At 38.4% G+C, this 26,160-nt stretch carries 22 protein-coding genes, 4 pseudogenes and 1 riboswitch; of the genes and pseudogenes, 18 read left to right on the forward strand and 8 right to left on the reverse strand.

The features are described 5' to 3' along the window. Positions 1-23: 23 nt before the first annotated feature. Both JCM10596_RS00900 and gerPC read right to left on the reverse strand, forming a co-directional pair. A complete protein-coding gene (locus JCM10596_RS00900) occupies positions 24-1,595 on the reverse strand; it encodes a peptide chain release factor 3 (RefSeq protein WP_025025528.1) in 1,572 nt (523 codons plus the stop codon). Between the two features lie 84 nt (positions 1,596-1,679). Beyond that, positions 1,680-1,994 (reverse strand): spore germination protein GerPC, encoded by a 315-nt coding sequence (gene gerPC, locus JCM10596_RS00905; RefSeq protein ID WP_025025529.1) that lies wholly within the window; start codon positions 1,992-1,994, stop codon positions 1,680-1,682. Positions 1,995-2,077: 83 nt separating this feature from the next. Here gerPC and JCM10596_RS00910 point away from each other — a divergent pair, with 83 nt between their 5' ends. After that, positions 2,078-2,527, forward strand: a complete 450-nt coding sequence (locus tag JCM10596_RS00910) for an Hsp20/alpha crystallin family protein (RefSeq protein ID WP_025025530.1) — start codon at positions 2,078-2,080, stop codon at positions 2,525-2,527. 69 nt (positions 2,528-2,596) lie between these two features. Here the strand turns inward: JCM10596_RS00910 and JCM10596_RS00915 are convergent, their stop codons facing one another. The 3 genes from JCM10596_RS00915 to JCM10596_RS00925 all read right to left on the reverse strand — a co-directional run bounded on the left by JCM10596_RS00915 (position 2,597) and on the right by JCM10596_RS00925 (position 5,456). Continuing rightward, entirely contained in the window at positions 2,597-3,796 is a 1,200-nt protein-coding gene (locus JCM10596_RS00915) for an O-antigen ligase family protein (protein WP_025025531.1), read from the reverse strand. A gap of 213 nt (positions 3,797-4,009) precedes the next feature. Next, positions 4,010-5,104 carry a 3-phosphoserine/phosphohydroxythreonine transaminase gene (serC, locus tag JCM10596_RS00920; protein ID WP_025025532.1) on the reverse strand — a complete coding sequence of 365 codons (1,095 nt, stop codon included), beginning with the start codon at positions 5,102-5,104 and terminating at the stop codon, positions 4,010-4,012. A gap of 127 nt (positions 5,105-5,231) precedes the next feature. Beyond that, entirely contained in the window at positions 5,232-5,456 is a 225-nt protein-coding gene (locus JCM10596_RS00925) for a spore germination protein (protein ID WP_025025533.1), read from the reverse strand. A 209-nt stretch (positions 5,457-5,665) separates the two neighbouring features. On the opposite strand from JCM10596_RS00925, the gene JCM10596_RS28485 reads away from it, so the two are divergent. Beyond that, positions 5,666-5,824, forward strand: a complete 159-nt coding sequence (locus JCM10596_RS28485; protein ID WP_081791843.1) for a YjcZ family sporulation protein — start codon at positions 5,666-5,668, stop codon at positions 5,822-5,824. 68 nt (positions 5,825-5,892) lie between these two features. On the opposite strand, the gene JCM10596_RS00935 is transcribed toward JCM10596_RS28485, so the two are convergent. Both JCM10596_RS00935 and JCM10596_RS00940 read right to left on the reverse strand, forming a co-directional pair. Then, positions 5,893-6,123 (reverse strand): hypothetical protein, encoded by a 231-nt coding sequence (locus tag JCM10596_RS00935; RefSeq protein WP_025025534.1) that lies wholly within the window; start codon positions 6,121-6,123, stop codon positions 5,893-5,895. A gap of 16 nt (positions 6,124-6,139) precedes the next feature. Then, positions 6,140-6,358: a spore germination protein gene (locus JCM10596_RS00940; RefSeq protein WP_025025535.1), complete on the reverse strand. Its 219-nt coding sequence runs from the start codon at positions 6,356-6,358 to the stop codon at positions 6,140-6,142. A 230-nt stretch (positions 6,359-6,588) separates the two neighbouring features. Here JCM10596_RS00940 and JCM10596_RS00945 point away from each other — a divergent pair, with 230 nt between their 5' ends. From JCM10596_RS00945 to JCM10596_RS00995, 11 genes and pseudogenes are all read left to right on the forward strand, one after another. Continuing rightward, entirely contained in the window at positions 6,589-6,927 is a 339-nt protein-coding gene (locus JCM10596_RS00945; RefSeq protein ID WP_025025536.1) for a tudor domain-containing protein, read from the forward strand. 317 nt (positions 6,928-7,244) lie between these two features. Next, positions 7,245-8,111, forward strand: a complete 867-nt coding sequence (locus JCM10596_RS00950) for a carbohydrate ABC transporter permease (protein WP_439644796.1) — start codon at positions 7,245-7,247, stop codon at positions 8,109-8,111. Continuing rightward, a complete protein-coding gene (locus JCM10596_RS00955) occupies positions 8,111-8,938 on the forward strand; it encodes a carbohydrate ABC transporter permease (RefSeq protein WP_025025538.1) in 828 nt (275 codons plus the stop codon). Before JCM10596_RS00950 ends, JCM10596_RS00955 begins: the two co-directional genes overlap by 1 nt. Positions 8,939-9,036: 98 nt before the next feature. Then, a pseudogene (locus JCM10596_RS23130) lies at positions 9,037-10,334 on the forward strand (ABC transporter substrate-binding protein). A gap of 147 nt (positions 10,335-10,481) precedes the next feature. Continuing rightward, positions 10,482-12,188 carry a cache domain-containing sensor histidine kinase gene (locus tag JCM10596_RS23135; protein WP_051541118.1) on the forward strand — a complete coding sequence of 569 codons (1,707 nt, stop codon included), beginning with the start codon at positions 10,482-10,484 and terminating at the stop codon, positions 12,186-12,188. A gap of 89 nt (positions 12,189-12,277) precedes the next feature. After that, a complete protein-coding gene (locus JCM10596_RS00970) occupies positions 12,278-13,870 on the forward strand; it encodes a response regulator transcription factor (RefSeq protein WP_025025539.1) in 1,593 nt (530 codons plus the stop codon). A 29-nt stretch (positions 13,871-13,899) separates the two neighbouring features. Continuing rightward, entirely contained in the window at positions 13,900-14,142 is a 243-nt protein-coding gene (locus JCM10596_RS00975) for a hypothetical protein (RefSeq protein ID WP_025025540.1), read from the forward strand. A 329-nt stretch (positions 14,143-14,471) separates the two neighbouring features. Beyond that, entirely contained in the window at positions 14,472-16,772 is a 2,301-nt protein-coding gene (locus JCM10596_RS00980) for a methyl-accepting chemotaxis protein (protein WP_025025541.1), read from the forward strand. Positions 16,773-16,885: 113 nt separating this feature from the next. Further along, a complete protein-coding gene (gene dapD / locus JCM10596_RS00985) occupies positions 16,886-17,605 on the forward strand; it encodes a 2,3,4,5-tetrahydropyridine-2,6-dicarboxylate N-acetyltransferase (protein ID WP_025025542.1) in 720 nt (239 codons plus the stop codon). Positions 17,606-17,611: 6 nt separating this feature from the next. Then, entirely contained in the window at positions 17,612-18,748 is a 1,137-nt protein-coding gene (locus JCM10596_RS00990; RefSeq protein ID WP_025025543.1) for an N-acetyldiaminopimelate deacetylase, read from the forward strand. Between the two features lie 52 nt (positions 18,749-18,800). Continuing rightward, positions 18,801-19,964 carry an aminotransferase A gene (locus tag JCM10596_RS00995; protein ID WP_025025544.1) on the forward strand — a complete coding sequence of 388 codons (1,164 nt, stop codon included), beginning with the start codon at positions 18,801-18,803 and terminating at the stop codon, positions 19,962-19,964. An 82-nt stretch (positions 19,965-20,046) separates the two neighbouring features. On the opposite strand, the gene JCM10596_RS01000 is transcribed toward JCM10596_RS00995, so the two are convergent. Then, positions 20,047-21,405 (reverse strand): IS200/IS605 family element transposase accessory protein TnpB, encoded by a 1,359-nt coding sequence (locus JCM10596_RS01000; protein ID WP_025025545.1) that lies wholly within the window; start codon positions 21,403-21,405, stop codon positions 20,047-20,049. 89 nt (positions 21,406-21,494) lie between these two features. On the opposite strand from JCM10596_RS01000, the gene tnpA reads away from it, so the two are divergent. The 5 genes and pseudogenes from tnpA (at position 21,495) to tenA (ending at position 25,967) form a co-directional block, all read left to right on the forward strand. Then, a complete protein-coding gene (gene tnpA, locus JCM10596_RS01005; RefSeq protein ID WP_025025546.1) occupies positions 21,495-21,917 on the forward strand; it encodes an IS200/IS605 family transposase in 423 nt (140 codons plus the stop codon). Positions 21,918-22,035: 118 nt separating this feature from the next. After that, a riboswitch (TPP riboswitch) is annotated at positions 22,036-22,138 on the forward strand. A 158-nt stretch (positions 22,139-22,296) separates the two neighbouring features. Continuing rightward, a pseudogene (locus JCM10596_RS23140) lies at positions 22,297-22,877 on the forward strand (ECF transporter S component). 54 nt (positions 22,878-22,931) lie between these two features. Then, a pseudogene (locus tag JCM10596_RS31085) lies at positions 22,932-24,475 on the forward strand (ABC transporter ATP-binding protein). Further along, positions 24,466-25,268: pseudogene (locus JCM10596_RS23150) on the forward strand (energy-coupling factor transporter transmembrane component T family protein). Before JCM10596_RS31085 ends, JCM10596_RS23150 begins: the two co-directional pseudogenes overlap by 10 nt. 36 nt (positions 25,269-25,304) lie before the next feature. Beyond that, the gene (gene tenA, locus JCM10596_RS01025) at positions 25,305-25,967 is read left to right on the forward strand and encodes a thiaminase II (protein ID WP_025025547.1); all 663 of its coding nucleotides are present in this window, start codon (positions 25,305-25,307) and stop codon (positions 25,965-25,967) included. The last annotated feature ends 193 nt before the right edge of the window (positions 25,968-26,160 follow it).

The raw sequence follows: 26,160 nt of genomic DNA on the forward strand, positions 1-26,160 counted from the left end.
AAATCTATCCCCTCAGAGTGACACTATCTTTTTGCGTGACTCAAGAAGGTTAAATTTGGATTTCGTTCTACAGCCCACCGCAGAGTAAATTCGTTTTCAAATAGGACAACAGGGCGATCGTATTTATCCTTAACGGGTCTAGAGTTCGTTAAGTTAAAATGCTCAGCCTTATACTCTTCTCCTTCCACCCAGCGTGCCAATTGGTAGCTCAAGCGCTGAAAGAGGATATCGACTCCGTACTCATGCTGCATTCTATATTCAAAGACTTCAAATTGCAGCTCTCCAACTACACCAAGAATCATTTCTTCTAATCCATTTACCGTTTCAAATACCTGAACCGTTCCTTCTTCAGTAAGTTGCTGCAATCCTTTAAGAAATTGCTTTTTCTTTAGGGCGTTTTTGATGGATACTTTGGCAAAATGCTCAGGTGAGAAATGAGGCATTTCATCATAGACCATTTCTTTGCCCTCACATAAGGTATCTCCAATCTGAAATAGACCTGGATCAAATAAACCGATGATATCACCCGCATAGGCGTCTTCCACCATAGCTCTCTCTTGCGCAAGAAATTGCTGAGGCTGAGATAATTTAATGCTTTTGCCTAAACGAGGGTGTTTGACACTCATGCCACGTTCAAATTTACCAGAACAAATGCGTAGGAAGGCAATGCGATCCCGGTGAGCAGGATTCATATTCGCTTGTATTTTAAAAATATATCCTGAAAAATGAGGTGACGTTGGCTCAATGTAGCCTTCATTGCTTTTTCTACCCATGGGAGCAGGAGCCATCGTGAGAAAATGCTCTAAGAAGCTTTGAACACCAAAATTAGAGATCGCACTTCCGAAAAAAATAGGGGTAAGATCACCATTCTTGATCCGTTCTTCATCGAACTCATCTCCAGCAACATCTAATAATTCAATATCTTCCTTTAGCTTTTGATGTGCTGTTTCTCCTAATAACTCAGTCAGTTTGGCATCCTCTATGCCTTGGACCCTATGGACTGTCACTTCTACGGGATTACTCGCATCAAATAGTTCAACAAGCTGATGCTTTCGGTCATAAATCCCTTGGAAGTCAATGCCTGAGCCAATAGGCCAATTCATCGGATACGAACGCATTCCAAGTATTTCTTCAAGCTCCTCCATAAGTTCGAACGGGTCTCTTGTTTCACGATCCATTTTATTGATAAAAGTGAAGATCGGGATGCCTCGCATACTACATACTTCAAATAGTTTTTTGGTTTGTGCTTCAACCCCTTTTGCTCCATCAATTAACATCGCGGCGCTATCGGCAGCTGTTAAAGTACGGTAGGTGTCTTCACTAAAGTCTTCGTGACCAGGTGTATCTAGTATATTGATTCGGTATCCGTCATATTCAAACTCCATGACACTGGATGTGACAGAGATCCCACGTTGTTTTTCGATTTCCATCCAGTCGGAAGTGGCGAATTTTTTATTCTTTTTTCCTTTTACCATTCCTGCTTCGCGAATCGCTCCACCAAATAAAAGGAGTTTCTCTGTCAATGTTGTTTTACCTGCGTCTGGGTGAGATATAATAGCAAATGTTTTTCGTTTTTGAACCTCTGACTTGATCAATTCTCATAACCCTCTCTATTTCAAATAAAATCTATTCCCTAGTGTATCATAAAATTGATGAGCAGATAAATATTTTTGGAGCGATTATTCATGCTGGCTGTGGCTCATATCCTGTAAATGTACTTCTTCTCCATATTCTTCTTGAGGATCTTCCTCTTGTATCCACTTGCTTAGCTCTTTTGGATCTGTAATCCCACTCATGCCGATATTTAATGTTCCTTTTAGCTCCCTAACTACAAGTTCTTGAATTTTATAATTAATGTTTTCAATGTGAATAGGTTTAATGGCATCCACTTTCTGCTTTAAGTTCTCATTTTCCTGGGTTAGCTTCTGATTGCTCTGTTCTAACTGGAATAACCTCTGTTCAAGTTGTTGGAAAAATTCATAGTTATAGTACATGTTATCACCTCACGCTAAATAATCACCATTAAAGAGTTGGGCTCATAAAATAGGGTATGTAAGTTTAGCTATGGAGGTTCATCATGCGCGATAATCAGGTGGATATTAATCAATGGAAAGCTTTTGCTGAACAAATACTAGGACGAGATTTTTTTCAAGGATTTATGGATCAAGGAGAGCAGGGAGGGGATCACAAATCTACCATTGAACCTAAATACAATTTATATAGGGGACCTTCGGAGCTGATTGTTTTAATTAACCTACCGTATATTCGTGATATCAAATCTGTAAAGCTCTTCGTGAAGGACCAGGAGTTGGTAGTCAAAGGGAATATTTCATTCGATTATGATCATTTGGATTTAGTACATGGCCAGCTTTATGCGGGAGATTTTGAAAAGCGTATTCCCCTTCCAGAGAGCGTGAATACTAAGAAGGTCAATGCTCAGTATCGTCGGGGTATCTTACAAGTACAACTATTCCCCAAACTTAAAAAGAATGGATATAATGTAGAAATTCAGGATTCTGTGGAATAGATAAAGAAAAAGAGCAGACCATATGTAATCTGCTCTTCTTTATCGTTCCACCACTTTGAATCTTTGCAATTAACGTGATGACGTTCGTTTACTAGCTAAATATCTAGGAGAGAGTGCAAGTTTCTGCTCCTTTAGTGTACTGCTACGATACGCATAAGCGAGTGTGCTAATAAAAGCAGAATTAGCGACTAGCAAAATACCAATTTGCGGGCTCATGATAATAAAGTCCACAATTCCTTGCCCTAAAATGATCCCTAGAAGTCCACTTAGTAGCGGGATTACAGGGCAATTTTGTTGGTAGAGATAGCGAATGTCCTGAAAGAGATTCCAAAAAATCCAACTAAAAATCGCTAATCCTCCGACACCCAGCATCGTCATGATGGAGAGAGGAATATTATGAGCGTGAAAAACTCTCAAGTAGTTATAAATACTTGTATCCGCATAATAGATTCCAAATAATCCCCAGCCTGTATGTGGTTTCTCCATAAATAACTTAAAGCAATTGAGCCAGATTGCCTGACGATCTTGCATCGAAGAGAAAAGAATATCTCCACGTGGAAACCAATCTGGTTGGTGCAGCATCAAGGCTATACATCCTAATAGAGTAAACATAAGTCCAAGCATTTTTTTCTTGTGACCTGAGAAATAGAAGTAAAAAATAAACCCTACAAATAGTCCGATCATAGCGCCTCTTGATTCTGTCCATAATAATACGCAAACAAACAGAAGAAGAGCCAATCCAATTAATCCTTTTTGCACTCCGGATCTTCGTTTAAAGAAATAGACTCCTACAAGAACCATGATGGCATAGTAAGCTCCGGCAATATTTGGATTGTTAAATGTGCCGGCAATTCGATGAGGCTCTCCAATATCTACAATAGAACGAGTACCAAGGAGATACTTCCACCATGCAGGATCATAAGTAATGATGTTGAACTTCGCTAATACTCCAATGAGAGCAGAGCCAATAGAAAGGGTAAATAAGAGTAAAAACCAATTTTCGATTTTGGTCGTTTGGTTCATGGTTTCTTGAAAGTACAGACTGAGCAAGGCAAAGCCTAATAAAAGAAAAGCAGCCAAGGTAGAATGCAGGCTCTGGTTTAATACACCGACAATAAGAGCCCAAAAGAATAAAACAAAGATCCCCAATGTCCAAGGAGTCTTGAGCTCTAGTGCCTTCACATTTTTTCTAAAAGAATACAAAAATAGTACCAAGCTTAGCACGGCTAAGTATGGTGAATAAACAATAAAAGACAACCCTACTAACACAGTAATTTCCCCCAATAATTTTCTTTCTCTAATTCTTTTCTCTTTTTTAAAATACATTTTTTTCTAATTGTATTTATCTTTAAGATAATAGTATATAAGTATTTAGGGGGTATTTTCAAGATAAAAAGGTCAGAAAATATGACAAAAGAGGATCAATTTAATAAATTGGTCCTCTTTTCCTAGAAGGAAGTGCTTATTTTTTTACATAATATACTAGCTGTTTTGTTCGCGAAAGCGAGTCATAAAGCTTTTCAATGCCTGACAGCTCTCTATAGGAAGGGCATTATAGGTTGAAGCTCTACAGCCTCCGACTGAACGGTGACCATTTAAACCCACAAATCCCTCTTTTTTGGCTTCATCTAAGAATTTCTTCTCTAATTCAGGTGTGTTCAACGTAAATGTAATATTCATAAGGGAACGGCTTCCTAGCTCAGCATGTCCTTGATAGAAACCATAGCTTTGGTCGATCGTTTCATAAATCAACTGGGCCTTTTCTATGTTTTGACGATGAATGGCGCTAACTCCGCCTTTATTTTTGACCCATTCCATCACAAGCTTCAACATATAGATTCCAAATGTAGGAGGTGTGTTGTAAAGTGAGTTATTCTCAGCATAGGTTCCATAGCTTAACATGGTTGGAAGGGATGGCGTAGCTTTTTCCAATAGTTCTTTTTTGATAATGACCATAGTGACACCAGAAGGTCCAAGGTTTTTTTGCGCTCCAGCATAGATCAATGAAAATTTACTTACATCTATAGGCTTACATAGGATATCACTAGACATATCGGCGATTAATGGGATATCTCCTGTATCCGGAAATGCCATCCATTGTGTGCCGTATATGGTGTTATTAGAAGTGATATGAAGATAGGAGGAATTCTCAGGAATAGACAACTCATGTAAGCTTGGAATACGACGATATTTCTCTTCTTTGGTTGAACCCGCAATTGTCGTTTCTCCTAATAGTTTTGCTTCTTTCAGCGCTTTTTCTGACCAGCTTCCTGTTAAGACATAGCTTGCTGGTGAACCTGCTTTCAGAAAATTCATTGGGATCATGCTAAATTGCAGGCTGGCTCCACCTTGTAAAAAGAGGATATGATAATCCTCTGGAATTTGCCATAGTTCCTTGATCAGAGCAATCGCTTGATTATGAACCTCTTCATAGATGGCTCCTCGATGGCTCATTTCCATAATAGACATTCCGCTTTGCTTGTAATCAAGGAATTCCTCTTGAGCTTGTACTAAGACTTCGAATGGTAAAGCGGAGGGACCGGCATTGAAGTTATATGTATGGTTTTCTCTCTTCATTTCTCCCACACTCCTTTTTCAGATAATACTACCAAATTAGAGCAGGGCTAGTCTACGGTAAGTTATTAAAATTTTTAAAAATTTTTAGACAAAAATGATGATCGAAAACTCTTTTTATCTAGGGAGCCTATAATTGATACTGAGGTTGATCTACTACATCGGGGTCGGCTACAATATTTAGTTCAAAATCTGTGTTGATGTTGGCTACTCGATTTCCTATTAAAGTCTGTCCCCCTACTGACTGCGCATTAGCAGAGTGTCCTTTGTGAATTTCATTTCCAAAATTAAGCGAACCGTTACTCGAAAGATTGTTTACCATCACAAAATTAATATTATTTTTTAATGGGATCATCTTCTTATCCTCTTTTCCTAATAATCATGTTTTATGTAGAATATCGTATGCTTGTTATTGGGGAGATGTTCATCTAAGGATGAAAAAATGTTCGTTCCTGTATATAAAAAATCCGCTCTTGTTCCCCTTACCTAACTGACACATCCGACATATGTTAAAAGTGTAAGGTCTAAGGAAAGCTGATTAGACACTAAAAAGGAGGAATTAGAATGGGTTATGGTTATGGACCAGGATGCGGTGCACCAGTAGCACCAGTAGCACCTGTTGGAATGGGAGCAGGCTTCGCTCTAATTGTTGTATTGTTTATCCTATTGGTGATTGTAGGAGCTGGAGGACTATTTGGAGCAGCAGCTGGACCAGTTGTTTAATTTAGAATGAAAGTAGAAAAGGAGCCTGCTACCTGCAAGGCTCCTTTTTAACCGGAAAATACATATAATTAAGGGAGTCCACCAATACCTGGTTGATATGGACTTTGAAACTCATGAGGTATTGAAAGTTGTCCAATCGCTGGTGTTTCAGCCGTGTAAGGATCTACTGGGGCTTCTTCTGGAGGACCTGGTACTTCCTGAATACTAGCCTGATTATTACACAGAATGTTCTTGCCAATATTTAAAGAACCAATATTACTGATAGCTCCTATCCTAATATGAGTAATCTTGATTTGCATAGTGCCTCCCCCCTCTCTAGAGCTGGTTTTGGGGTTGATCAATAAGATCAGGATCAGATACAAGGTTTTTCTCAAAGCTATTTGCTTGACTACCAATAGAATCTCCTATGACACTTTGACCTCCAACTGACTTAGAATTAGCAGAGTTCCCCTTAAGAATAACATTCCCAAAATTAATAGAGCCATTACTCGAAACATTATTCACTCTTATTCCAAAGATATTATTTATAGTCATTGAAGAACCATCCTTATTAATATGTTTAGTTTATAGTATGAGTAGAAGAGAAATGAGTGACTAAAAAAACGGACGCTGCCCTAGGATCAAGATAGGGTGAGCTGTTTCTAGTCATGGAACCATTTCTCACGGTTCTGTGCAGGTGTACAATCCCTTTGGTTCAACATCCATATGATATAGTGTATGCTTTAACTTTTTTGAGGTGACTCAGAGTGAAAGGGAGGATGTTCATGATACACAGATATTATCAGACTTGCTGTCAGCACGTGGGCAAGCAAGTGGCTATTCGCACTATGGATGGGCGCTTTTATCGCGGTACAATATCTCGCGTAACCAAAGAACATGTATATTTAGAGGCAGCAGGAAGAGGGGTTGAAGGAGAGAAATTAAATAGAAAAGGGGCTGTTCAAGCAGATAACAGCATGAAAAAGGAAAAAGGATCGGAAATCTTCTTCTTTGCCCCCTTTATTGTTCCTTTGGCCGCTATCGCAGGTCTTACATTAATTGGAGTCGCGTCATTATACCCTAGACCCTACTATGGAGGATATGGTGGAGGATTCTGGTGGTAATAAGGATTTTCCCTACACGTAACGTGTAGGTTTTTTTTGTTTTGCATTGATCTAAAATAAAGATAGTACCATATTTTGAGAATAAATAATGAAATCTAGGGGAAGTTATTTTGTAGAATAAGATCATTATTTGTAGAATAAGATCAACATTTTTCACCCAATACGTCAATTTATTCCCTTATTGATTCGGGTGTAAAAGTTTATAATTATCAGTAAATAACTAAGATGTTACCAAATAAGGTGGTGAATGAGCTATGGCTCAAACAACGAGTGGAGTCGATCACATCAAAAAAGACAATTCTAAAAACAGTAAAAGAATGAAAGAGATTCTGACTTACGCTGCCTTCGTGGGACCGGCAATTGCTTTCTTCTTATTGTCCCAGATTATTCCTTTTTTCATGGGGGTTTACTATTCCTTTACTTCGTGGAATGGAGTAAGTTCGCAGGTGAATTGGGTTGGTCTAAGTAACTATGTTACGATTTTAACGAAGGATACGAACTTTTATAATTCTTTTTGGTTTACTACTAAGTTTATGTTTGTAGCTGTTGTTATCAGTAACTTGATTGGTTTTTCATTAGCTCTTTTATTGACTCAAATGCTAAAGACGCGAAACCTATTAAGAACAGCATTCTTCATTCCTAATGTTATTGGGGGATTATTACTAGGTTTCATTTGGCAATTTATTTTCGTCAGAGGATTTTCTTCTGTCGGAAACCTTACGGATATTGGATTGTTTAAGCTACCTTGGTTAGGAGATGCGACGACAGCTTTTTGGGGAATTGTAATCGTTTTCGCTTGGCAAGTAAGCGGATACATGATGATTATTTATATCGCAGCCTTACAGGGAGTCGATTCCTCGGTGCTCGAAGCTGCTAAGATTGATGGAGCAGGCGGATGGACGATGTTAACGAAGATTATCATGCCTTTGATTCTTCCAGCCTTCACAATCTGTTTCTTCTTGACCATTTCTATGGCGTTTAAGATCTTTGATATGAACTTGAGCTTAACAGGTGGAGGTCCATTTAACTCGACTCAATCTGTAGCGATTAACATCTATCAAGAAGCGTTCCAAAATAACCGTTATGGATTAGGAACGGCGAAGTCAATCATCTTTTTCTTAGTTGTAGCTGTATTTACAACCGTTCAGGTTATGATTACTAAGAAAAGGGAGGTACAAGCATAATGAATCCGAGATATACAGGAAAAACATTCATATTAGAGATTATAGGAATTATAGTCGCGCTTCTGTTTCTTGTTCCTTTCTACTTTGTTTTTGTTAATTCATTTAAGACATTTGCTGACATTCTTATTGATGCAGCAGCATGGCCGAAAGAATTTATGTATACGAACTACCTTAAAGTATGGGAGATTTTAAACTTCCCCAAGGTCTTTAAAAATTCACTGATTATTACAGTAGCGAGTAACATTGGACTCGTAGTGATTAGCTCAATGGCTGCTTGGAAAATGGTTAGAACTCCGGGCAACTTTAGTAAGATTTTATTTATCGTTTTTGTTTCAGCTATGGTTATCCCATTCCAAACTGTCATGATTCCGCTGATGAAGCTTGGTGGCATGTTAGGAATTATGAATAGCATTCCAGGATTAGTCATGATGTACTTTGGATTTGGGGTTTCTCTATCGCTCTTTTTATATCACGGTTTCGTGAAATCGATTCCAATTGAGATTGAAGAATCAGCGATTGTAGATGGATGCAGTACATTTGGTGTTTTTTGGCGAATTGTATTTCCGCTTTTAAAACCCATTACAGTGACTGTAATCATTCTGAATACATTATGGATTTGGAATGACTTCTTACTTCCATTACTTGTCTTACAAGATCCTGGCTTACGAACGATTCCATTAGCGACTAGTTCATTTTTTGCACAGTATACGAAGCAATGGGATATGGGTCTTGCGGCACTTGTACTCGGGATTACTCCTATTATTATCTTCTTCTTATTCTTGCAAAAGCATATCATTAAAGGTATTACAGCTGGATCAATCAAGTAGTGATGATATCAAGGTTAATAAGTTTGTATCTGTTCTAGGATGTCTTAGGACAGATACAAAAAAATATACATTGTAAAGATATTAAGGGAGGTCAAAGAATGAAAAAGTTATTTATGCTTAGTTTAGTATTCATGCTTGTCGCAGCTATTTTCGTCGGTTGTGGAGCACAGCAAGATGCTCAACCTGGTACGGATGCAGGTACAGGAGATGCACCAGCACCTAAAGGTGATGTGGTTACGCTGAACATGTTCCAATTCAAAGTTGAAATTGCTGAAGATCTTCAAAATATGATTAATGAATTTGAGCAAGAGCATCCAAACATCAAAGTTAAGCTTGAAACTGTAGGTGGAGGAGCTGACTATGGTGCTGCACTAAAAGCAAAGTTTGCAGCGGGTGAAAAACCGGATATCTTTAATAATGGTGGATTTAAGGAATTAGAATTATGGAAAGAGCATTTAGCTGATCTTTCTAACGAGCCATGGGCAGCACATGTTTTACCAATTGGTAAAAGACCTATGACAGATGAAGATGGGGTTCTTTACGGAATGCCTGTTAACCTTGAGGGATATGGCTTTATTTATAACAAAGATTTATTTGAGCAAGCAGGAATCACTGAGAAACCAACAACAATCTCAGAATTACAAGCAGCCGCTCAAAAATTAAAAGATGCTGGAATTGATGCTTTCTCTGCTGGTTATGCTGAGTGGTGGGTTATTGGACAACATTTACTAAATGTTGCTTTTGCTCAACAAGATGATCCAGAGGCATTTATTCAAGGGTTATATGATGGTTCTGAAACAATGGTTGGAAACAAAGCTTTCCAAGATTTCAAGAAAGTACTTGATACTGAAATTGGTTTTGCAAGTGGAACGCCATTAACAACAGACTATAATACGCAAGTAACTTTATTCGCTTCAGGTCAAGCAGCGATGTTACAACAAGGAAACTGGACAGAAAACATGATTTACCAAATCAACCCTGACATTAATATGGCTTCCTGCCGATTTCTATATCTGATGATGAAGCAGCAGCGGATCGTTTGCCTGTAGGGGTTCCGAACAACTGGGTAATTAATAAGAATTCTCCTAACCTAGAAGAAGCTAAACTATTCTTAAATTGGATGGTAAGTTCTGAAACAGGTAAGAGATACATCACAGAAGAGTTTGCTTTTATCCCTGCATTTGATAACATTGATCCTTCAGGTTTAGGAGCACTTGGTCAAGATATTCTAGAGTATTCTAAGCAAGATAAAACGATTCCTTGGACATGGTTTATGTGGCCAGATGGAGCGAATAAGGAGTTTGCAGCCTTGATTCAATCTTATGCTGCTGGTAATCTTACAGATTATGATGCTATGATTAAGCGCTTCCAAGAAATCTGGGATAACATGAAGTAAAGGGAAGAGTTTTTAATAAACAAGGGGTGTCCTTAGGGGATACCCCTTGTTTATTGTTGCTTATCTGGTTACATAAGTTATTGAACGAAGCCTATATCCTTGGATGGAAGCGGTGGTATAATAGAACAAGGAGAGAGGGTGAACAGCATGTTTCAGCATAGTATTCGTAATAAACTAATTTTATTACTATTACTCATTACGGTTATTCCTTTTGGGGCATCCATCTTTTTGACCTATTATCATACTACGGAAACCCTCAAAACCCAATCCATCCATGAAAATATGAATTTACTAAGCCAAGGAAAGCTTAATTTAGAATTTTATATAGCTGAGTTAGATAAATTAACCCAAAACATTTATAATAATCCTGATTTTTTTACATTTTTAAGAACAAATTATAAAGAAACCGATTATGATGCGATGGGTACTGTGAAAAGTGTGCTACTTACCCTACTATATACCGATGAAAATATAGTACAGGTCTATTTGTATTCTCAGAATGACCGGAAAATGATCCATGCCTCCAAAACATCGACCGTCATTGTCAGTAGAAATATAGATATTCAGGGGAGCTATTATGATGAGGCTTTCAACAGCCCGAATCGGTTATATATTGAACCAACTCATGGTATCAGGCGCTATAGCAGCATCTATAACCACCCTTCAGGAAATCAACCGGTCATTTCGGTCCATCGTGCTTTAATTAATGTTCCCAATGATGATTTGTTGGGTTATTTTTCGATTGATATCAAGCCGAATCGAATTCTCGAGATGAGCAGGCGCATTTATCATTCAGGGCAAGAAGAATTTTATTTGCTTAACCCTGAGGGAGAAATGATTTATGGTTCAAATATGAATGTACCGATCGATCAATGGCTAGAAGAACCTTGGTTCCAAAGTATCCTAGATAACTCCGAGGTCAAAGGATACGTAGAAAAAAATAATGATGAATTTAATGGAGTCATTATTTATGACCGTGTATCGGAATCACTAGGAGGCTGGATCTTAGTCAAGCGTATTCCCTATGAGGTTTTGTATAAAGGGGCACGAGAAGTTACAAAAATAAATATCTCCATTGGAATCATGATTCTTATTTTGGTTGTTGTTTTTACCTTATTTGTTTCATTCAAGATTACCTCCCCCATCCGTGTCTTGCTGCGTAATATTCAACGTATTGAAGAAGGGAAGATGGGTGTTGATTTTGACTCTTTAGGCAGGGATGAAATTGGTCTCTTAGGCAAACGTTTTAAAAGCATGATTGAAAAAATAGATAACTTAATTATTAAACAGTATCGTTTAGATATTGAAAACAAGAATAACCAATTAAAAGTACTACAATCGCAAATCAATCCCCACTTTCTATATAATACTTTGCAATCAATCGGGACTTTAGCCTTAAAACATAAGGTTCCACAAGTTTATTCTCTCATTACGTTACTTTCTAAGATCATGAGGTATGGGATTCATCACTCAGAAGAGATGGTTCCCTTAATCAAAGAGATCAATCATGCCAAGGCGTATGTTCAGTTGCAGAAGCAACGTTTTGAGAATCAGTTTGAGTATACGTTTCATGTGGATGAGAAGATTCAATTTGCTAAAGTACCTAAGATGATCTTGCAGCCGCTGATTGAAAACTATTTCCAGCATGGCTTTGATGTGAGAGAAGGAATTGGAAGACTGGAAATCCATTGCTCTGAGGTAGAAGGAAACATTGAAATCAGAGTGATTGATAATGGGACAGGTGTTTCTGAAGAGCGCCTTCAATTGATTAGGAGATATTTAATTGATGAAGAGATACTGGATGAAAGTATAGGCTTAAAAAATAGTGTATCGAAGAATTCAATTGTATTATGAAGGGAATCCCCTCTTTCACATTGAAAATGTAGAGGAAGGCGGATTTATGGTCCAATTACAATTTCCTATTGTTGGAGAGGAGGGCAAGGATGAAAGCCATCATAATTGATGATGAAATACATGTGAGAGAAGGCATACTCCTTTTAGCCGATTGGGAACGTTTTAATATAGACACCGTCCTTGAAGCCCAAAATGGGGAAGAAGCGATGAAATTAATTGAAGAGCATCGTCCAGAGATTATCTTTACTGATATGCGCATGCCTAAGAAAGATGGGATTGAGCTGCTGCGATGGATTCAAGAGTCTAATATAACGTGTAAGACGATCGTGATCAGTGGTTACGATGACTATCACTTTATGAGGACAGCGATTCATTATGGAAGCTTCGATTATATCTTAAAACCAATTGAACCGGATGTGCTTAATGAAACCCTAGAGAAAGCGATTTATGAATGGAGAAAGGAAGAAACGGAGCGGCAGCTTACGCTGAATAAGAATATTGAAATGAACGAGGTTAAACCATTATATTGGGACCATACTTTTACGAGCTTATTAGAGGATACTCAGATTTCTCGGGCTATGATTAAAAAACTTTTTGAAGAATTTAATCTGATGGTCCAGACAGATCCGATTCAGGTAGCGGTGGTTTCGATAGATTGGATTATTGAAAAGCATTATAAGGATCAAAAGGACCTAGGTTACTTCTCCCTTTTAAATATTTGTAATGAAATATTAGGAAAAGAGCAAAGAGGGGTTGCATTTAGAAACCTGAGTACGGATGGAGAAATTGTTTGTCTATGCTGGAAAAATGTACAGTCAACTCCTTTTATCATGGGGGAGATATATGAGGCAATAGTACATTATGTAAGAGGGAGCTGTACGATCGCCATAAGTCCTGTAAGTCCCTCCATAATGGAATTATCTAAAGGATATAGACAAGCTATTCAAATCATTCAGAAAGCAAACCTGCTGAGTCAGAAAAATAAGCGGATATTTACACAAAAGGATATTGAAAACGAAGTGACTCAGGTTCATTTATTTACGTTTTCAAATGAACTTAAGATATCTGTACAAAGTGGTAGCGATAAGCAGATCGTCTTAATTCTAAATAATATTTTCGGTAAAATGGAGAAGCAGAAATGTGTTTCTTTAGAGCAACTAGAGCTATGGGATCAAGAGTTTCAACTATTGAAAGCACACTGGTTGAAGGAATTTCACATTGAAGGAACACATTCTCTTTATTGTGGAAATGACTACTGGGATCGGGAAGGAAATTTTTCTTTTTCCGCTTTTCAGTCCGAAAAACAAAAAGAGTTTTTTTCCTTGGCAGAGCTAATTAAATCAGCTAGTATGAAGCAAGAAAATAAAACCATTTATGAGATTGAGAAATTTATCCGAATGAATTATCAGAAAGAAATCAAACTGCAAGAAATTGCTGAACGATTTTTCTTGAGTAGGGAATATATATCTAGGAAATTCAAACAAGAATTTAATGAAAATATTTCCGATTATCTAGTAAAAATCAGAATGGAAAAGGCAAAAACGCTACTCCAGAATGAGCATATGAGAATTTATGATATAGCCAGCCAAATTGGCTATCAGGATGAAAAATATTTTAGCAAGGTCTTTAAAAAGGTGGAAGGACTTACTCCCAATGAGTATCGCAGTAAAGTAAAGGCATAGGGGAATAGACAGGGGGATATTGGTTAGAATTGTTACTAGAGAACAATTCGTGGCGAAGTGAGGTGGAAGCCCTGTCTATTTTTCAAAAGCTGGAGTTTGACACGGACGAGTTTTTAGATGAACTGATCGATGAATTACTAGATCAGGATTTTTCAAAAAGCTTGGCTTTTGAACCCGTCCTTGATGATGGAGAAGAAGAGAATCCCCATATCCTGATGTATGTTGAACAAGCTGGTGGGAAGATGATCCTTTTTTTCCTTATTTTTCGATAGGCATACGAAGGAAGTCTACATTTGGAAAGAAATACAGTTTGGCTCCTTAGAGGTTGAGGCGAAGATTTACATAGAAAATATGGAGGAACTCTCTCAGATCATTAATTATGAATTAGAGAGTTAACGAGTTAACCTGCAAGTTAACTCGTTAACTGACCTGTTAACAATATGTTAACAGGTTTTTTTGTTGATGAAATGCCACAAATAGCTCAAAAAGCTATAAATAGCAAGGAATTATGCCGATATTTAAATAAAGGCATACTTCTTTTTTTATGTATTATTTTCAGCGTGAATGTGTCGATTGAGAAGAACAGAAGGAGGAGGAGAGAATGAGCATTAAAATAAAGACATGGCTACTTATGATTGTTGGCGTAGTTGGAATGGTCATTTTAGCTGCTGTCGTATTTGGAGCGAATTATCACTTAGCTCAAACCGAAAAAAAAGTCGAAGAAATAAATGAATTGAGACAAATGAGTGATGTCATTCGTAATAATTTATTTTTAGCCAAATTATCTGAGATGGAATTACGATTATTTAGAGTGAATGATCCTGGTTTCGAAACAAGACTCACTCAATATTCTAGTAACTCTCGTGTGCAAATCCAACGTTTGCAAGAGAATAGTCAGCTTCTTGTGGATAATAGTGATCTAGAGGCGATTAAAACAAATGGAGAGCAGCTAGTATCTGTATCGGCTTCATACCTTGAGCAGTTTGATCATTATATCAATCAGTTGAAGGAAATCGCGAATATTACACGAGACATGCAGATGAAGGCGATGAATATTGAGAAAGTTTTGAAAACATTAAATGATCCCCAAGCGATGAGTCAATTCCAGGTTATTCGTCTTATTGAAAAAGATTTTATTATCAAAAATGCTGGGGACAACATGGGCTTGAAAAGAGAAGCAGCGACATTAAAAGAATATATAGAATTAAATTCGATCCTGACACCTGAACAGAAAAAAGAAAGCACCGAAGCTTTGGAGCAATATAGTGAATTAGTGCTTTCTATTATTGCTAAAACATCAGATGCTAATGCCAACGATCGTCGATTTGAAGCCATCAACTCAGGTATGCAGCTACCACTAGTATCGATAAGTACAGAATTAAATCAGCTTTATGATGGTATAAAAGCAGAACAAGCAGCGACAAAAAGAGTGGTAAATACCATTCTTACTATTGTTTCAAGCTTGGTCATTGCTCTGATGGTGATCATAGGAATTGCTGTGATTCGTTCGATTACAAATTCTGTACAGGGCTTACAAACAGGGGCAAATATAATTGGAGCTGGTAATTTAGCCTATCGAGTCGATGTTAGATCTAAGGATGAGATGGGACAGTTAGCCCAAACATTTAATGAAATGGCTGGAAAAATCCAAGCGTCTTTTCGAAATGTACTACAGGTCTCTCAGAGATTAGCAGGCTCATCTGAAACATTGGCAGCCGTTTCTGAAGAAACAACAGCTCAAACGCTGGAAGTGAATAAAGCAGTGGAACAGATGGCTATAGGAGCACAATCGCAGGTAGAGGACTTAGAATCAGGTAATCAGCTCTTAAAAGAAATGTCAGCACAATTAAATGAGGTTAATGAATTGATGCAACAGATTGCCAAACAAGCAGATCTATCTACTGAAAAAGGGCAGCAAGGCTTGTTGGTTGTTGATCAGTTAGAGAGAACGTCAAAAGAGTTTATCAGTGTGGCTGATCACTTGATCGAAACGATACAGGATGTAACGACAACATCTAAGAAGGTCATAGATATTGTTGAAACCATTGGTGAGATTTCAGATAGCACAAATCTTTTGGCTCTTAATGCCTCTATTGAAGCAGCAAGAGCAGGAGAATTCGGCAGAGGGTTTAATGTTGTTGCAGGAGAGGTTCGAAAATTAGCGGAACGAACGAAGGTGGAAGCTCAAAATATTCATCAAGTGATTACATCTATGAATAAGAAGATGGGTCACTTATCAGAAGAAGCTGCTCAGCTAGGACATTTCACAGATATTCAGGAACAAGCTGTTTCCCAAAACCGAGAATCATTTACAGAGATGAAGAATGAAATTATTCGAATTAAGGATTCTGTGGGGTATATTCAAGAAGCAATCGAAAGTACTAATGCTTCTTCAGAACAATTAAACTTTGCGATGGAGAATATTAGTTCAGTAGCAGAAGAGTCCGCAGCAGCGGCGGAAGAAGTGAGTGCTTCAAGTGACAATCAATTATCAGCCATCGAAGAGGTAACGAAATCTGCACTAGATTTGCAGGAGCTTTCACAATCACTCATGGATGAGGTAAGTAAGTTTACGATTGATGCCACCTCTACTGATACCTCAGCGGATCATGAGATCGATGAAGAGGAAAAAGAGAGCGCTTCACAAGCAAAAGACGTACTAGAACACCAAGAAATAGAAGAGTATGCTACCATAGAGGAAAATGAAGAAATAGCAGAGTATAAAGAAAAAATAGAAGAAACAGAAGAAAATGAAGAAATAGAAGAATATAAAGAAGAAATAGAAGAAATAGAAAAAACACAAGAAATAGAAGAAGAGAATCTGCAAGCAGAAGATGAAATGACGGCAGATGAGGAACAAGAACACGAGAAAGTACGTTCTGAAAAGGAAAATCAGAATTAGAGAAAAAATGAAAGCAAAGAGCTCTTCTTCGTCGGAGGAAGAGCTCTTTCAATTGAGAACAAAAGACGAGGTATGATACAATAAAGGATATTGATTTTTGGGAGGAATGGAAGATGAAAATGATGGATGCAAATGAGATTATCTCATTTATTCAGAACAGTGAGAAAAAAACCCCTGTACAAGTACATATTAAGGGTGAACTGGAAGGTATTGATTTTGGAGCGAATACAAAAAGCTTCATTACAGGAAATGTAGGAGTACTGTTTGGTGAATGGAAAGATATTCAAGCTGCTATTCAAGCGAATGAAGCTAAAATTGAAGATTTTGTCGTAGAGAATGATCGTCGCAATTCAGCGATTCCTTTATTAGATATGAAGAATATTCATGCTCGAATTGAACCGGGAGCCATTATCCGCGATCAAGTGGAGATTGGTAACAATGCAGTCATTATGATGGGTGCAAGCATTAATATTGGAGCTGTCATTGGTGAAGGAACCATGATCGACATGAACGTAGTAGTTGGAGGAAGAGGAACGATCGGGAAGAACTGCCATATCGGTGCTGGATCGGTTATTGCAGGTGTCATTGAGCCCCCTTCAGCAACCCCAGTTATTATTGAAGATGATGTGGTAGTAGGGGCTAACGCCGTTATTCTGGAAGGGGTAAGAGTAGGGAAAGGTTCTGTTGTAGCAGCAGGAGCCATTGTAATCGAAGATGTTCCTGAAAATGTTGTTGTAGCAGGAACCCCAGCTCGAATTATTAAAACAATTGATGAGAAAACCAAGTCTAAAACGGAAATTAAACAAGAGCTTCGTCAGCTAAATGCTGAGTAATGTGTGATGAGTATCAACCCTTTTATAAAAATCAGACGAGAACTGCATCAGATTCCTGAAAAAGGATTTGAGGAGCTAAAGACACAAGCGTATCTCCTTCGTTATCTTTCTTCTTTAGCACAGGAACGCTTGGAAATAAAAAAGTGGAAAACAGGCTTGCTTGTTCGAATTCAAGGCTCTAATCCTACTAAAACAATTGGCTATCGAGCTGATATGGATGGATTACCGATGGAAGAACAGACAAGCTATCCTTTTAAGTCCACTCATCCGGGGATGATGCACGCGTGTGGGCATGATCTACATATGAGTATTGCTTTAGGAATTTTAACTCATTTTGCAGAGCATGTGGTGGAAGATAACCTCCTATTTATTTTCCAACCGGCGGAAGAAGGACCTGGAGGAGCAGAACCAATGCTAGAAAGTGAAGAATTCCAATCTTGGAAGCCAGATCTCATCTTTGCCCTGCATATCGCTCCTGAATATCCAGTAGGGACGATTGCCACGAAGCCAGGGATTCTTTTTGCCAATACGTCTGAACTATTCATTGATTTTGTTGGTCAAGGAGGACATGCGGCATTTCCTCATTTGGCGAATGATATGGTGGTAGCGGCAAGTCATTTTGTCACTCAGCTACAAAGCATTGTTTCAAGGAATATCAATCCTCTTGACTCTGCTGTGGTTACAATCGGCAAGATTGATGGGGGAACGAAGCAAAATATCATTGCTGAGAAAGCGCGTGTCGAAGGAACCATCCGTACATTATCGATGGAATCAATGTCTTTAATCAAGAACAGAATTGAAGCCTTGGTGAAGGGAATTGAAACAGGCTTTTCTTGTGAAGCGATAATCGATTATGGAGCGAATTATTGTCAGGTGTATAATCATGAGAAGACCACAGCCGACTTTATACAATGGGTGAGGACCGAAACGGATCTCAATCTCATTGAATGTACGGAAGCCATGACAGGAGAGGACTTCGGATACTTTCTGGCGGATATCCCAGGTTTTATGCTTTGGTTGGGGGTAGATACTCCCTATGGCTTACATCATTCCAAACTCGAACCTTCTGAAGACGCCATTGATGTTGCGATTCAGTTGTTCATACAATATCTTTCTTATCAAGCGAAGGCTGTTGACAAATAAGTCAACAGCCTCAATTATAGTTAATTGTAGATGAAGGGATGTGCTTAGTTCAATGGAGCACTTGATAAATCCAAGAGTCCAGGGGATACAAATTTCTGGTATTCGTCAATTTTTTACGATGGTAGCAAATTACCCTGATGCGATCTCCCTCACCATCGGACAGCCCGATTTTATGACACCGGAACACATTAAAGAAGCTGGGAAAAGAGCGATAGAAGAGAACAAAACGATCTATACACCTAATGCAGGAATCTTGGCATTACGTGAAGCGGCAGCTCAATTTATGCAAGAACGGTATGGGCTACGCTATGATCCTGAGCATGAAATCATCACGACTGTCGGGGCAAGCCAAGCGATTGATATCACCCTTCGTACGATCTTAGAAGAAGGATCGGAAGTGATTCTTCCAGGTCCGGTCTATCCTGGCTATGAACCAATCATTAAACTATGTGGTGCAGTTCCTGTTTACGTGGACACTCGTGATACTGGGTTTAAAATGAGGGCGGATCGAATCAAAGAGAAAATATCAGATCGAACGAGATGTATTATTTTGCCTTATCCATCGAATCCTACAGGTTGTATTTTAGACCGTCAGAGCGTAGAAGAGATAGCTGAACTTGTCCGAGAAAAAGAGATTTTTATTGTATCTGATGAAATTTATAGTGAGCTTGTTTATGGTGAGAGTGGAGAGAAGCACCTATCCATTGCTTCTTTTTCTGATTTGAGAGAGAAAACGATTGTAATCAATGGTTTATCTAAGTCACATGCCATGACAGGGTGGCGAGTGGGGTTCACCTTCGCCCCTCGATATCTTACTCAACACATGCTTAAGGTTCATCAATATAATGTCAGCTGCGCTAGCTCGGTTAGTCAATACGCGTCACTTGAAGCGTTGCAAAATGGAGCTTTAGATGCAGAACCGATGCGAGATGCCTATCGCAGTCGCAGGGATTATGTGTATGAACGATTAGTACAAATGGGAATGGATATTGTGAAGCCTGAAGGTGCCTTTTATTTGTTCCCATCAATTCAGAAGTATGGACTATCTTCCTGGGAGTTTGCTAAGCGTTTGCTTGAGCAGGAAAGAGTGGCTGTGGTACCTGGAGATGCCTTTTCTCATTATGGGGAGGGATATGTTCGTCTTTCTTATGCCTACTCGATGGATGTTTTGGAGGAAGGATGTAATCGTTTAGAGAAATTTATCACTTCATTGTGAGTATTGTGAACCCTCTCCAACTAATTGCTCACGCAATTTGATGGAGCTTCCCCTTATCTTAAATACAGCTCAAATTAAGCGTTTAAGTTGCCAGCGGCAACTCTAATGCTTTGGTAAGGCTAATTAATGAAGACAAGGTTTGAAATGTTCGTTTTGAAAGCTCAGGAACTTTTGCCTGAACCACCAACCATCTCTTTTCAGACATGGATTTTTGGATACCTCGAATAAAATATCTCGCCCCTATGTTGTAGGAAGCGGATAAATCTGCATGATAGACCTTGTTTGTGGAAAATACAGCAAGGTCTTTTTTAGGATTTCTTTCTACGAAACCTGAGCCATCATAGGCTAAGGCACTTGTGTTTCTTGCATTAATTCTAGATATTCTCATGCCAATGTAATGTGCCATTTCTTCGACTTTGTTTTGAATACCTTTCTTACGCCAGTAACGGAGTTTGAAACGAAGTTTCTTGGCTCCCCAAAAGCCCTTCGGGACGTTCATTTTGTCAAGGTACTCAAAAACGATTGTATGACAATCGTGTTCTTTGGCAAACTTTACGATTCCATGAGACGTATGGTTGACGATATGTGTTTGTAGACCGTTGATCCGTCTCCAAAAATTCGGAGCAGCAATCCAACCTGATATCGCTTGAACTTTCCTTAGTTTGTTCGTCATCGTGTATAATTGGTCTTTTTCCGTTGGCTGATTAATAAACTTTCGAGCCAAGACAGTGCCACTAACATCCATGACCGAACAAACAGCAGAATTGTTGATACCAAGATCTACTGCACATATTTTTTGTTCGTTTAGTTTGATTTTAGGTAATGTAATTTTTGATTTGTAACTGGTATGAAGAAAGTACTTTTTGCCTACTCTACCAAGCTTTGGGTTTTTTTCTTTCCAAGACCACACGTTGCGCTTGTGAATGTCTTGTTCTTTGAACTCGATATCCACCCATACCCAATCGTTTTTATGGAATACTTTGATTTCAGCTGTATTCTCAGATGTTCTGACAAACATGTTGTCTTTATAAAATACAGGAAACTCTTTGTGTTGTAACTGCAGTTTAGGTGGCTTTTTGGTAAATTTCTTTCCTTCGGAAAGGGCGATTTTCTTTTCTTCTAACCAATTATTATAATTTGAGCGATAGCTTTTTATCTTCCCAAAAGCACACGCAATCGCACTTCTACGGAAGTACGAAGGCAACTTGTAAAACTTTTGGTTGAACTCGCTATACTTTGGTTGAGGGTTCGATTTCGTGACATGGATCAACTTCTCAACAGCAGGAACCATAGATTTAGTAGAAGTGTCATCTATGTCTACAAATTCTTTATCTATCACTTCGATGATAAATCCTAATGCTTGATTATAGATTTCGCATGTTGTATCGAAAATGCGAGAATGATTAGTGATCTTTTGTTTTAGAGTTTTTGAAATGTCCATGTCTACCCCCCCTTTCCATTTTTTTAATCATATGGTATGTTTTTATTATATTGATTTTTAATTTAGTTGTAAAGGGTTTATAGATAAAAATGACATGTTATAAAAGGAATAGACATGCATCATACAAGTTAACTTATCATTTAGTTGTGATTACGAAATATAGACACAAATGCATAAACGATGATGTTATGGAACGCCTAAAAGAAATAGCTAATAACCTATTTTCTAAATGGAATTGTGAGATCATCGAGATGAACGGTGAAGAGGATCATATTCACATCTTGTTTGAAGCTCCACCACAAATAAATCTGGCTAATACAATCAATAGTTTTAAAACCGTGACTTCTCGATACATTCGTAAAGAGTTCGAAGAACACCTGAAAAACTACTATTGGAAACCATACTTTTGGAGTAGGAGTTATTTGATTTTAACGACTGGTGGCGCACCTCTCGAAGTAATAAAAAAGTATATCGAGGAACAAGGACAAGAAAAAACGCCTAACCCCCACTAATTGTTACGCAATTTGAAGGGGTTAGGCGTTAACATTTGTTCAAAAATTTGTTGTAACAAGAATAAACATATGATATCTTAGTAGATGAAATGAGAGCTATTATCAACATCAATTGAATACGATCCACTAGGGGTGCTATGGAATAGCTGAGAAAGGTTGATAACCTTAACCCTTGACCTGATCTAGGTAGTGCTAGCGGAGGGAAGTGGTTTGGAAGATCGTGTGTAGACCTGTTTTGTTGTCATGTTATGCTTATATTGACAACGTATCGTCTTGTGAACATGTATAGATCCACTCCACTCAGGGGTGGATTTTTTTGTTGTCATTTATGAAGCTTATTCATTTTAACAAGACATTTTACAAGATAGGGGAAGAGAAGATGAAAAAAGGGTTAACATTAACAGATATTTTGGTTACTGTCGTTATTTCAATTGTATTTGCGATCATCTATAAGCTATGGGGGCCTCTGTATTATGCTGTGAAACCTTTTGGCTTTCAGGTTGAACAACTGATTTATGGAATGTGGTTTATCGCTGCTACGGTCGCTTTTCTGATCATCCGTAAGCCAGGGGTTGCTTTGATTGCCGAAATTGCCGCAGCTCAGGAGAGTTTATTGCTGGGTCAGAGTGGGGATTAGAGGTTTTGCTTTATGGTGTGGCTCAGGGGCTAGGAGCTGAGCTTATCTTTGCCCTATTCCTATACAAGCGCTTTTCACTAGGTGTGGTTTCCTTAGCAGCAATAGGCTCATGCGCTGCCTCATTGGTAATGGATGTGTACAAAGGATATATTACCGATTTAGCCTTATGGAATCTGACACTACTTATTTCAGCACGAACAATAGGTTCGATCCTGATTGCCGGTATTTTTGCTTATTATTTGGTCAAAGCCTTAGAGAAAACAGGTGTGACTGATTTAGTCCGTCCTGCTTCTGCCGATGACTACAAAGCGTTAGAGGATTAAATCTTATTGATAATTAAAACGGGATAAAAAATAGCCTTCCAAGGAGGCAACATGATGAATCGCATAGCCTTTGTTAACAACTTACGATTAAAGTTTCCTGGGGAAGAGTCCTTATTATTTAGGGATTTATCCCTTTCTCTTTATCAGGGAGAAAAAGTACTATTTTTAGGTCCAAGTGGATGTGGCAAATCGACGTTACTACAGGTGCTTTCTGGATTAATTCCTCAAGCGGTAGAAGTTCCTATTAAGGCGGAGGAAATTCAGGTTCCTGATTCTTGGGGATTTGTCTTTCAAGATCCAGATACTCAGTTCTGTATGCCTTATGTTGATGAAGAGATGGCTTTTGTTCTAGAGAATCTACAAGTACCACGAGAGCAAATGCCTGAAAAAATCGTTCACTATCTCAATATGGTGGGGCTTCATTTTGAAGAGATACACAGGTCTATTCAAACCTTATCACAGGGAATGAAACAGCGCTTAGCACTGGCATCCATCTTGCTTTAGAGCCTGAGGTTTTATTCCTTGATGAACCCACAGCTCTTCTTGATCCAGAAGGAACAGAGCAAGTATGGAACACCTTGAAGAATGTGGGGAAAGAAAAAACAGTGATCATAGTCGAGCACAAGATTGACCATATTGTCGATTTTGTAGATCGAGTCGTCCTCTTTAATAATCAAGGGGCGATCATAGCCGATGGTCATAAAGAACAGATTTTTTCTCAATACAAGGAAGAGTTAATTGAATATGGAATTTGGTATCCGGGAGTCTGGGATGAATATATCACTCAATCGCAGAAGAAAAAAGAAAAGAGCCTGAGCCAAGGAAATCAATTTACTCAGTCTAATAACACTCCGCTGATCAAGTTGTCCGATTTTATGGGGTATCGAGGAAAAGAAGTAAAGATTTCTACACCCAATGTGACGGTAGGTTCAGGAGAATGGATTGGCATTGTCGGAGAAAATGGAGCAGGCAAGAGTACATTTCTTCTCGCTTTGATGCAGTTAATAAAAACGACAGGGACCTATCACTTGAAAAACAATTCCATTGAGGAGATCGATCATCTTTCAGAGCATCTTGCTTATGTTTTTCAGAATCCAGAGTTTCAATTTGTGACTCATTCTGTATATGAGGAAATAGCCCATACCTTAAAAGTTCATCGCTATGAGGAAGAAGAGATTCAAAAGAAAGTGCAAGATCTCCTTACTTTTTTTGAATTAACATCTCGAAAAGAACAGCATCCTTATCAGCTATCAATGGGTCAGAAGCGAAGATTAAGTGTAGCTTCTGCTGTAGTTAGGGAGCAAGAAATATTGCTCTTGGATGAACCGACTTTTGGACAAGATGCCAAAAATACTTTTGCCATTCTAGAAAAAATTGAAGAGTGGAGAAGAAAGGGAACGACTATTCTGATGGTGACTCATGATATGGAGATCATTCGATATTTTTCGACCAGAGTATGGGAAATAGCGGATGGGAAACTTGCTGCGGATGTAGACTCAACGGAATATATAAGTCGAACGAAATCGGTATTTAATGAGCTAGGGAAAGAGAATGAACGAGAAAAAGCAGCAGCAAGGGGAGGCTTGGCATGCAATTAAACTTTTCCTTTCAAGAAACATGGGTCCATCGAGTCAATCCAAGCCTAAAATTGCTCTTGTTCATGGGGTTATTTATTCATATTATCTTGATTCATAGTATCGATTTCATGATGAACTATACCTTTATTGGGCTGGTGCTCTTAGTCTTTTTTTCAGGGCATCCGTGGCAGAGAGTTCTGCTTCTCTCGATTCCCTTTGTAATTATCTTTATCTCTACCTCGACCTCCATGATTTTTTTGGTAAGGGAGAAACGACTTGGGTACAGTGGGGCTTGTTGCATATCACCGAGGAGAGTTTTTTTCGAGGGCTGCACTTAGGGTTTCGAGCCCTTAATTTTGCTGCACTGGGCTTGCTTTTTGCCTTAACAACTCGACCTGTTTATTTGTTTTATTCCTTAATGCAACAGGTAAAGCTACCTGCAAAATATGCCTACAGCTTTATGGCAGCCTTTCGTTTGCTTCCTATCATGTTTGAAGAATTTCAGACATTACGGCATGCGCTCAAGGTAAGGGGAGTTCAAGAAAAGAAGGGCATTAAAGGAATCTATGAAAAAATAAAGTTTTTTTCTATCCCTTTATTGGCACAAAGTATTCGCCGTGCTCAACGAATTGCCATCGCTATGGAGGCGAAGCGTTTTTCACAAATGAAGGGAAGAACCTATTATTACAATCTAGGATTTTCTGGTTATGATGTGCTGTTTATTCTCTATTTAGTCAGCATGATTGCTGCGGCTTATATTGGTAGTCAGTACTTTCCTTACTTTAATATTCCTGATGTCAGACATTATGGATAAGATGCGATATAAAATAATAAGAAGAGGTGTTGTGTGATGAAATTCTCAGAAAAAATTCGTAAAAAAGCAGATGCTATATGGCAGGCTAGCTTCGATCATCCTTTCGTGACTGGAATTGCCGATGGAAGTCTTCCACTCGATTGTTTTAGATATTATGTGATGCAGGACTCCTATTACTTAGCACAATTTGCTAGAATTCAAGCTTTAGGTGCAGCAAAAGCCTTAGATCTGTATACAACTCATCGTTTAGCAGCTCATGCACAGGGAACCTATGAGGCGGAATTAAGCTTGCACGAAAACTTCTCGAATCGTTTAGGAATTACTGAGGAAGAAAAACAACAATTTGAGGTAGCTCCGACAGCATACGCTTATACTTCACATTTATATCGTGCGGCATACTCAGGCCATTTAGGAGATATTATTGCCGCCTTGTTGCCGTGCTATTGGCTGTATTATGAGATCGGTGAAAGGCTACAAGGCTCCACTCCAGACGAGCCTATTTATCAAGAATGGATCGCCGCCTATGGTGGAGATTGGTTTAGAGAGCTAGTAGAAGAGCAGATCAATCGATTAGATGAGATTGCCTCACAGGTGACAGAAGCAGATCGGGCACGTATGGAGGAGCATTTTGTCATTAGTAGTCAGTATGAGTATTTATTTTGGGATATGGCATATAAGAAAGAGATGTGGCCTGTGTAGGTTGATTAAATAGAAAAAAATGATTTTTTTCAGACTGTCGAAAGGATTCGGCAGTCCTTTTAAACTGAGGTTTGCGAGAGTCAATTTACCAAATTGGCTCTTTTTTAATATTTTTTACAAAAAATTAATTTAAAAAAAGGAATATTTAGAGTATTATAGAAATGTAGAATCATACCAATATTTTGAAAGGGTG

Source organism: Caldalkalibacillus mannanilyticus JCM 10596, from assembly GCF_000615945.1.
Classification (GTDB): domain Bacteria; phylum Bacillota; class Bacilli; order Caldalkalibacillales; family JCM-10596; genus Bacillus_AT; species Bacillus_AT mannanilyticus.

What these genes read in the sequence shown, in the direction of transcription:
- gerPC (WP_025025529.1), bottom strand. Translation starts at nt 1,994, where the DNA reads ATGTACTATAACTATGAATTTTTCCAACAACTTGAACAGAGGTTATTC.
- JCM10596_RS00910 (WP_025025530.1), top strand. Translation starts at nt 2,078, where the DNA reads ATGCGCGATAATCAGGTGGATATTAATCAATGGAAAGCTTTTGCTGAA.
- serC (WP_025025532.1), bottom strand. Translation starts at nt 5,104, where the DNA reads ATGAAGAGAGAAAACCATACATATAACTTCAATGCCGGTCCCTCCGCT.
- JCM10596_RS00925 (WP_025025533.1), bottom strand. Translation starts at nt 5,456, where the DNA reads ATGATCCCATTAAAAAATAATATTAATTTTGTGATGGTAAACAATCTT.
- JCM10596_RS28485 (WP_081791843.1), top strand. Translation starts at nt 5,666, where the DNA reads ATGGGTTATGGTTATGGACCAGGATGCGGTGCACCAGTAGCACCAGTA.
- JCM10596_RS00935 (WP_025025534.1), bottom strand. Translation starts at nt 6,123, where the DNA reads ATGCAAATCAAGATTACTCATATTAGGATAGGAGCTATCAGTAATATT.
- JCM10596_RS00940 (WP_025025535.1), bottom strand. Translation starts at nt 6,358, where the DNA reads ATGACTATAAATAATATCTTTGGAATAAGAGTGAATAATGTTTCGAGT.
- JCM10596_RS00945 (WP_025025536.1), top strand. Translation starts at nt 6,589, where the DNA reads ATGATACACAGATATTATCAGACTTGCTGTCAGCACGTGGGCAAGCAA.
- JCM10596_RS00950 (WP_439644796.1), top strand. Translation starts at nt 7,245, where the DNA reads ATGAAAGAGATTCTGACTTACGCTGCCTTCGTGGGACCGGCAATTGCT.
- JCM10596_RS00955 (WP_025025538.1), top strand. Translation starts at nt 8,111, where the DNA reads ATGAATCCGAGATATACAGGAAAAACATTCATATTAGAGATTATAGGA.
- JCM10596_RS23135 (WP_051541118.1), top strand. Translation starts at nt 10,482, where the DNA reads ATGTTTCAGCATAGTATTCGTAATAAACTAATTTTATTACTATTACTC.
- JCM10596_RS00970 (WP_025025539.1), top strand. Translation starts at nt 12,278, where the DNA reads ATGAAAGCCATCATAATTGATGATGAAATACATGTGAGAGAAGGCATA.
- JCM10596_RS00980 (WP_025025541.1), top strand. Translation starts at nt 14,472, where the DNA reads ATGAGCATTAAAATAAAGACATGGCTACTTATGATTGTTGGCGTAGTT.
- dapD (WP_025025542.1), top strand. Translation starts at nt 16,886, where the DNA reads ATGAAAATGATGGATGCAAATGAGATTATCTCATTTATTCAGAACAGT.
- JCM10596_RS00990 (WP_025025543.1), top strand. Translation starts at nt 17,612, where the DNA reads ATGAGTATCAACCCTTTTATAAAAATCAGACGAGAACTGCATCAGATT.
- JCM10596_RS00995 (WP_025025544.1), top strand. Translation starts at nt 18,801, where the DNA reads ATGGAGCACTTGATAAATCCAAGAGTCCAGGGGATACAAATTTCTGGT.
- JCM10596_RS01000 (WP_025025545.1), bottom strand. Translation starts at nt 21,405, where the DNA reads ATGGACATTTCAAAAACTCTAAAACAAAAGATCACTAATCATTCTCGC.
- tnpA (WP_025025546.1), top strand. Translation starts at nt 21,495, where the DNA reads ATGACATGTTATAAAAGGAATAGACATGCATCATACAAGTTAACTTAT.
- tenA (WP_025025547.1), top strand. Translation starts at nt 25,305, where the DNA reads ATGAAATTCTCAGAAAAAATTCGTAAAAAAGCAGATGCTATATGGCAG.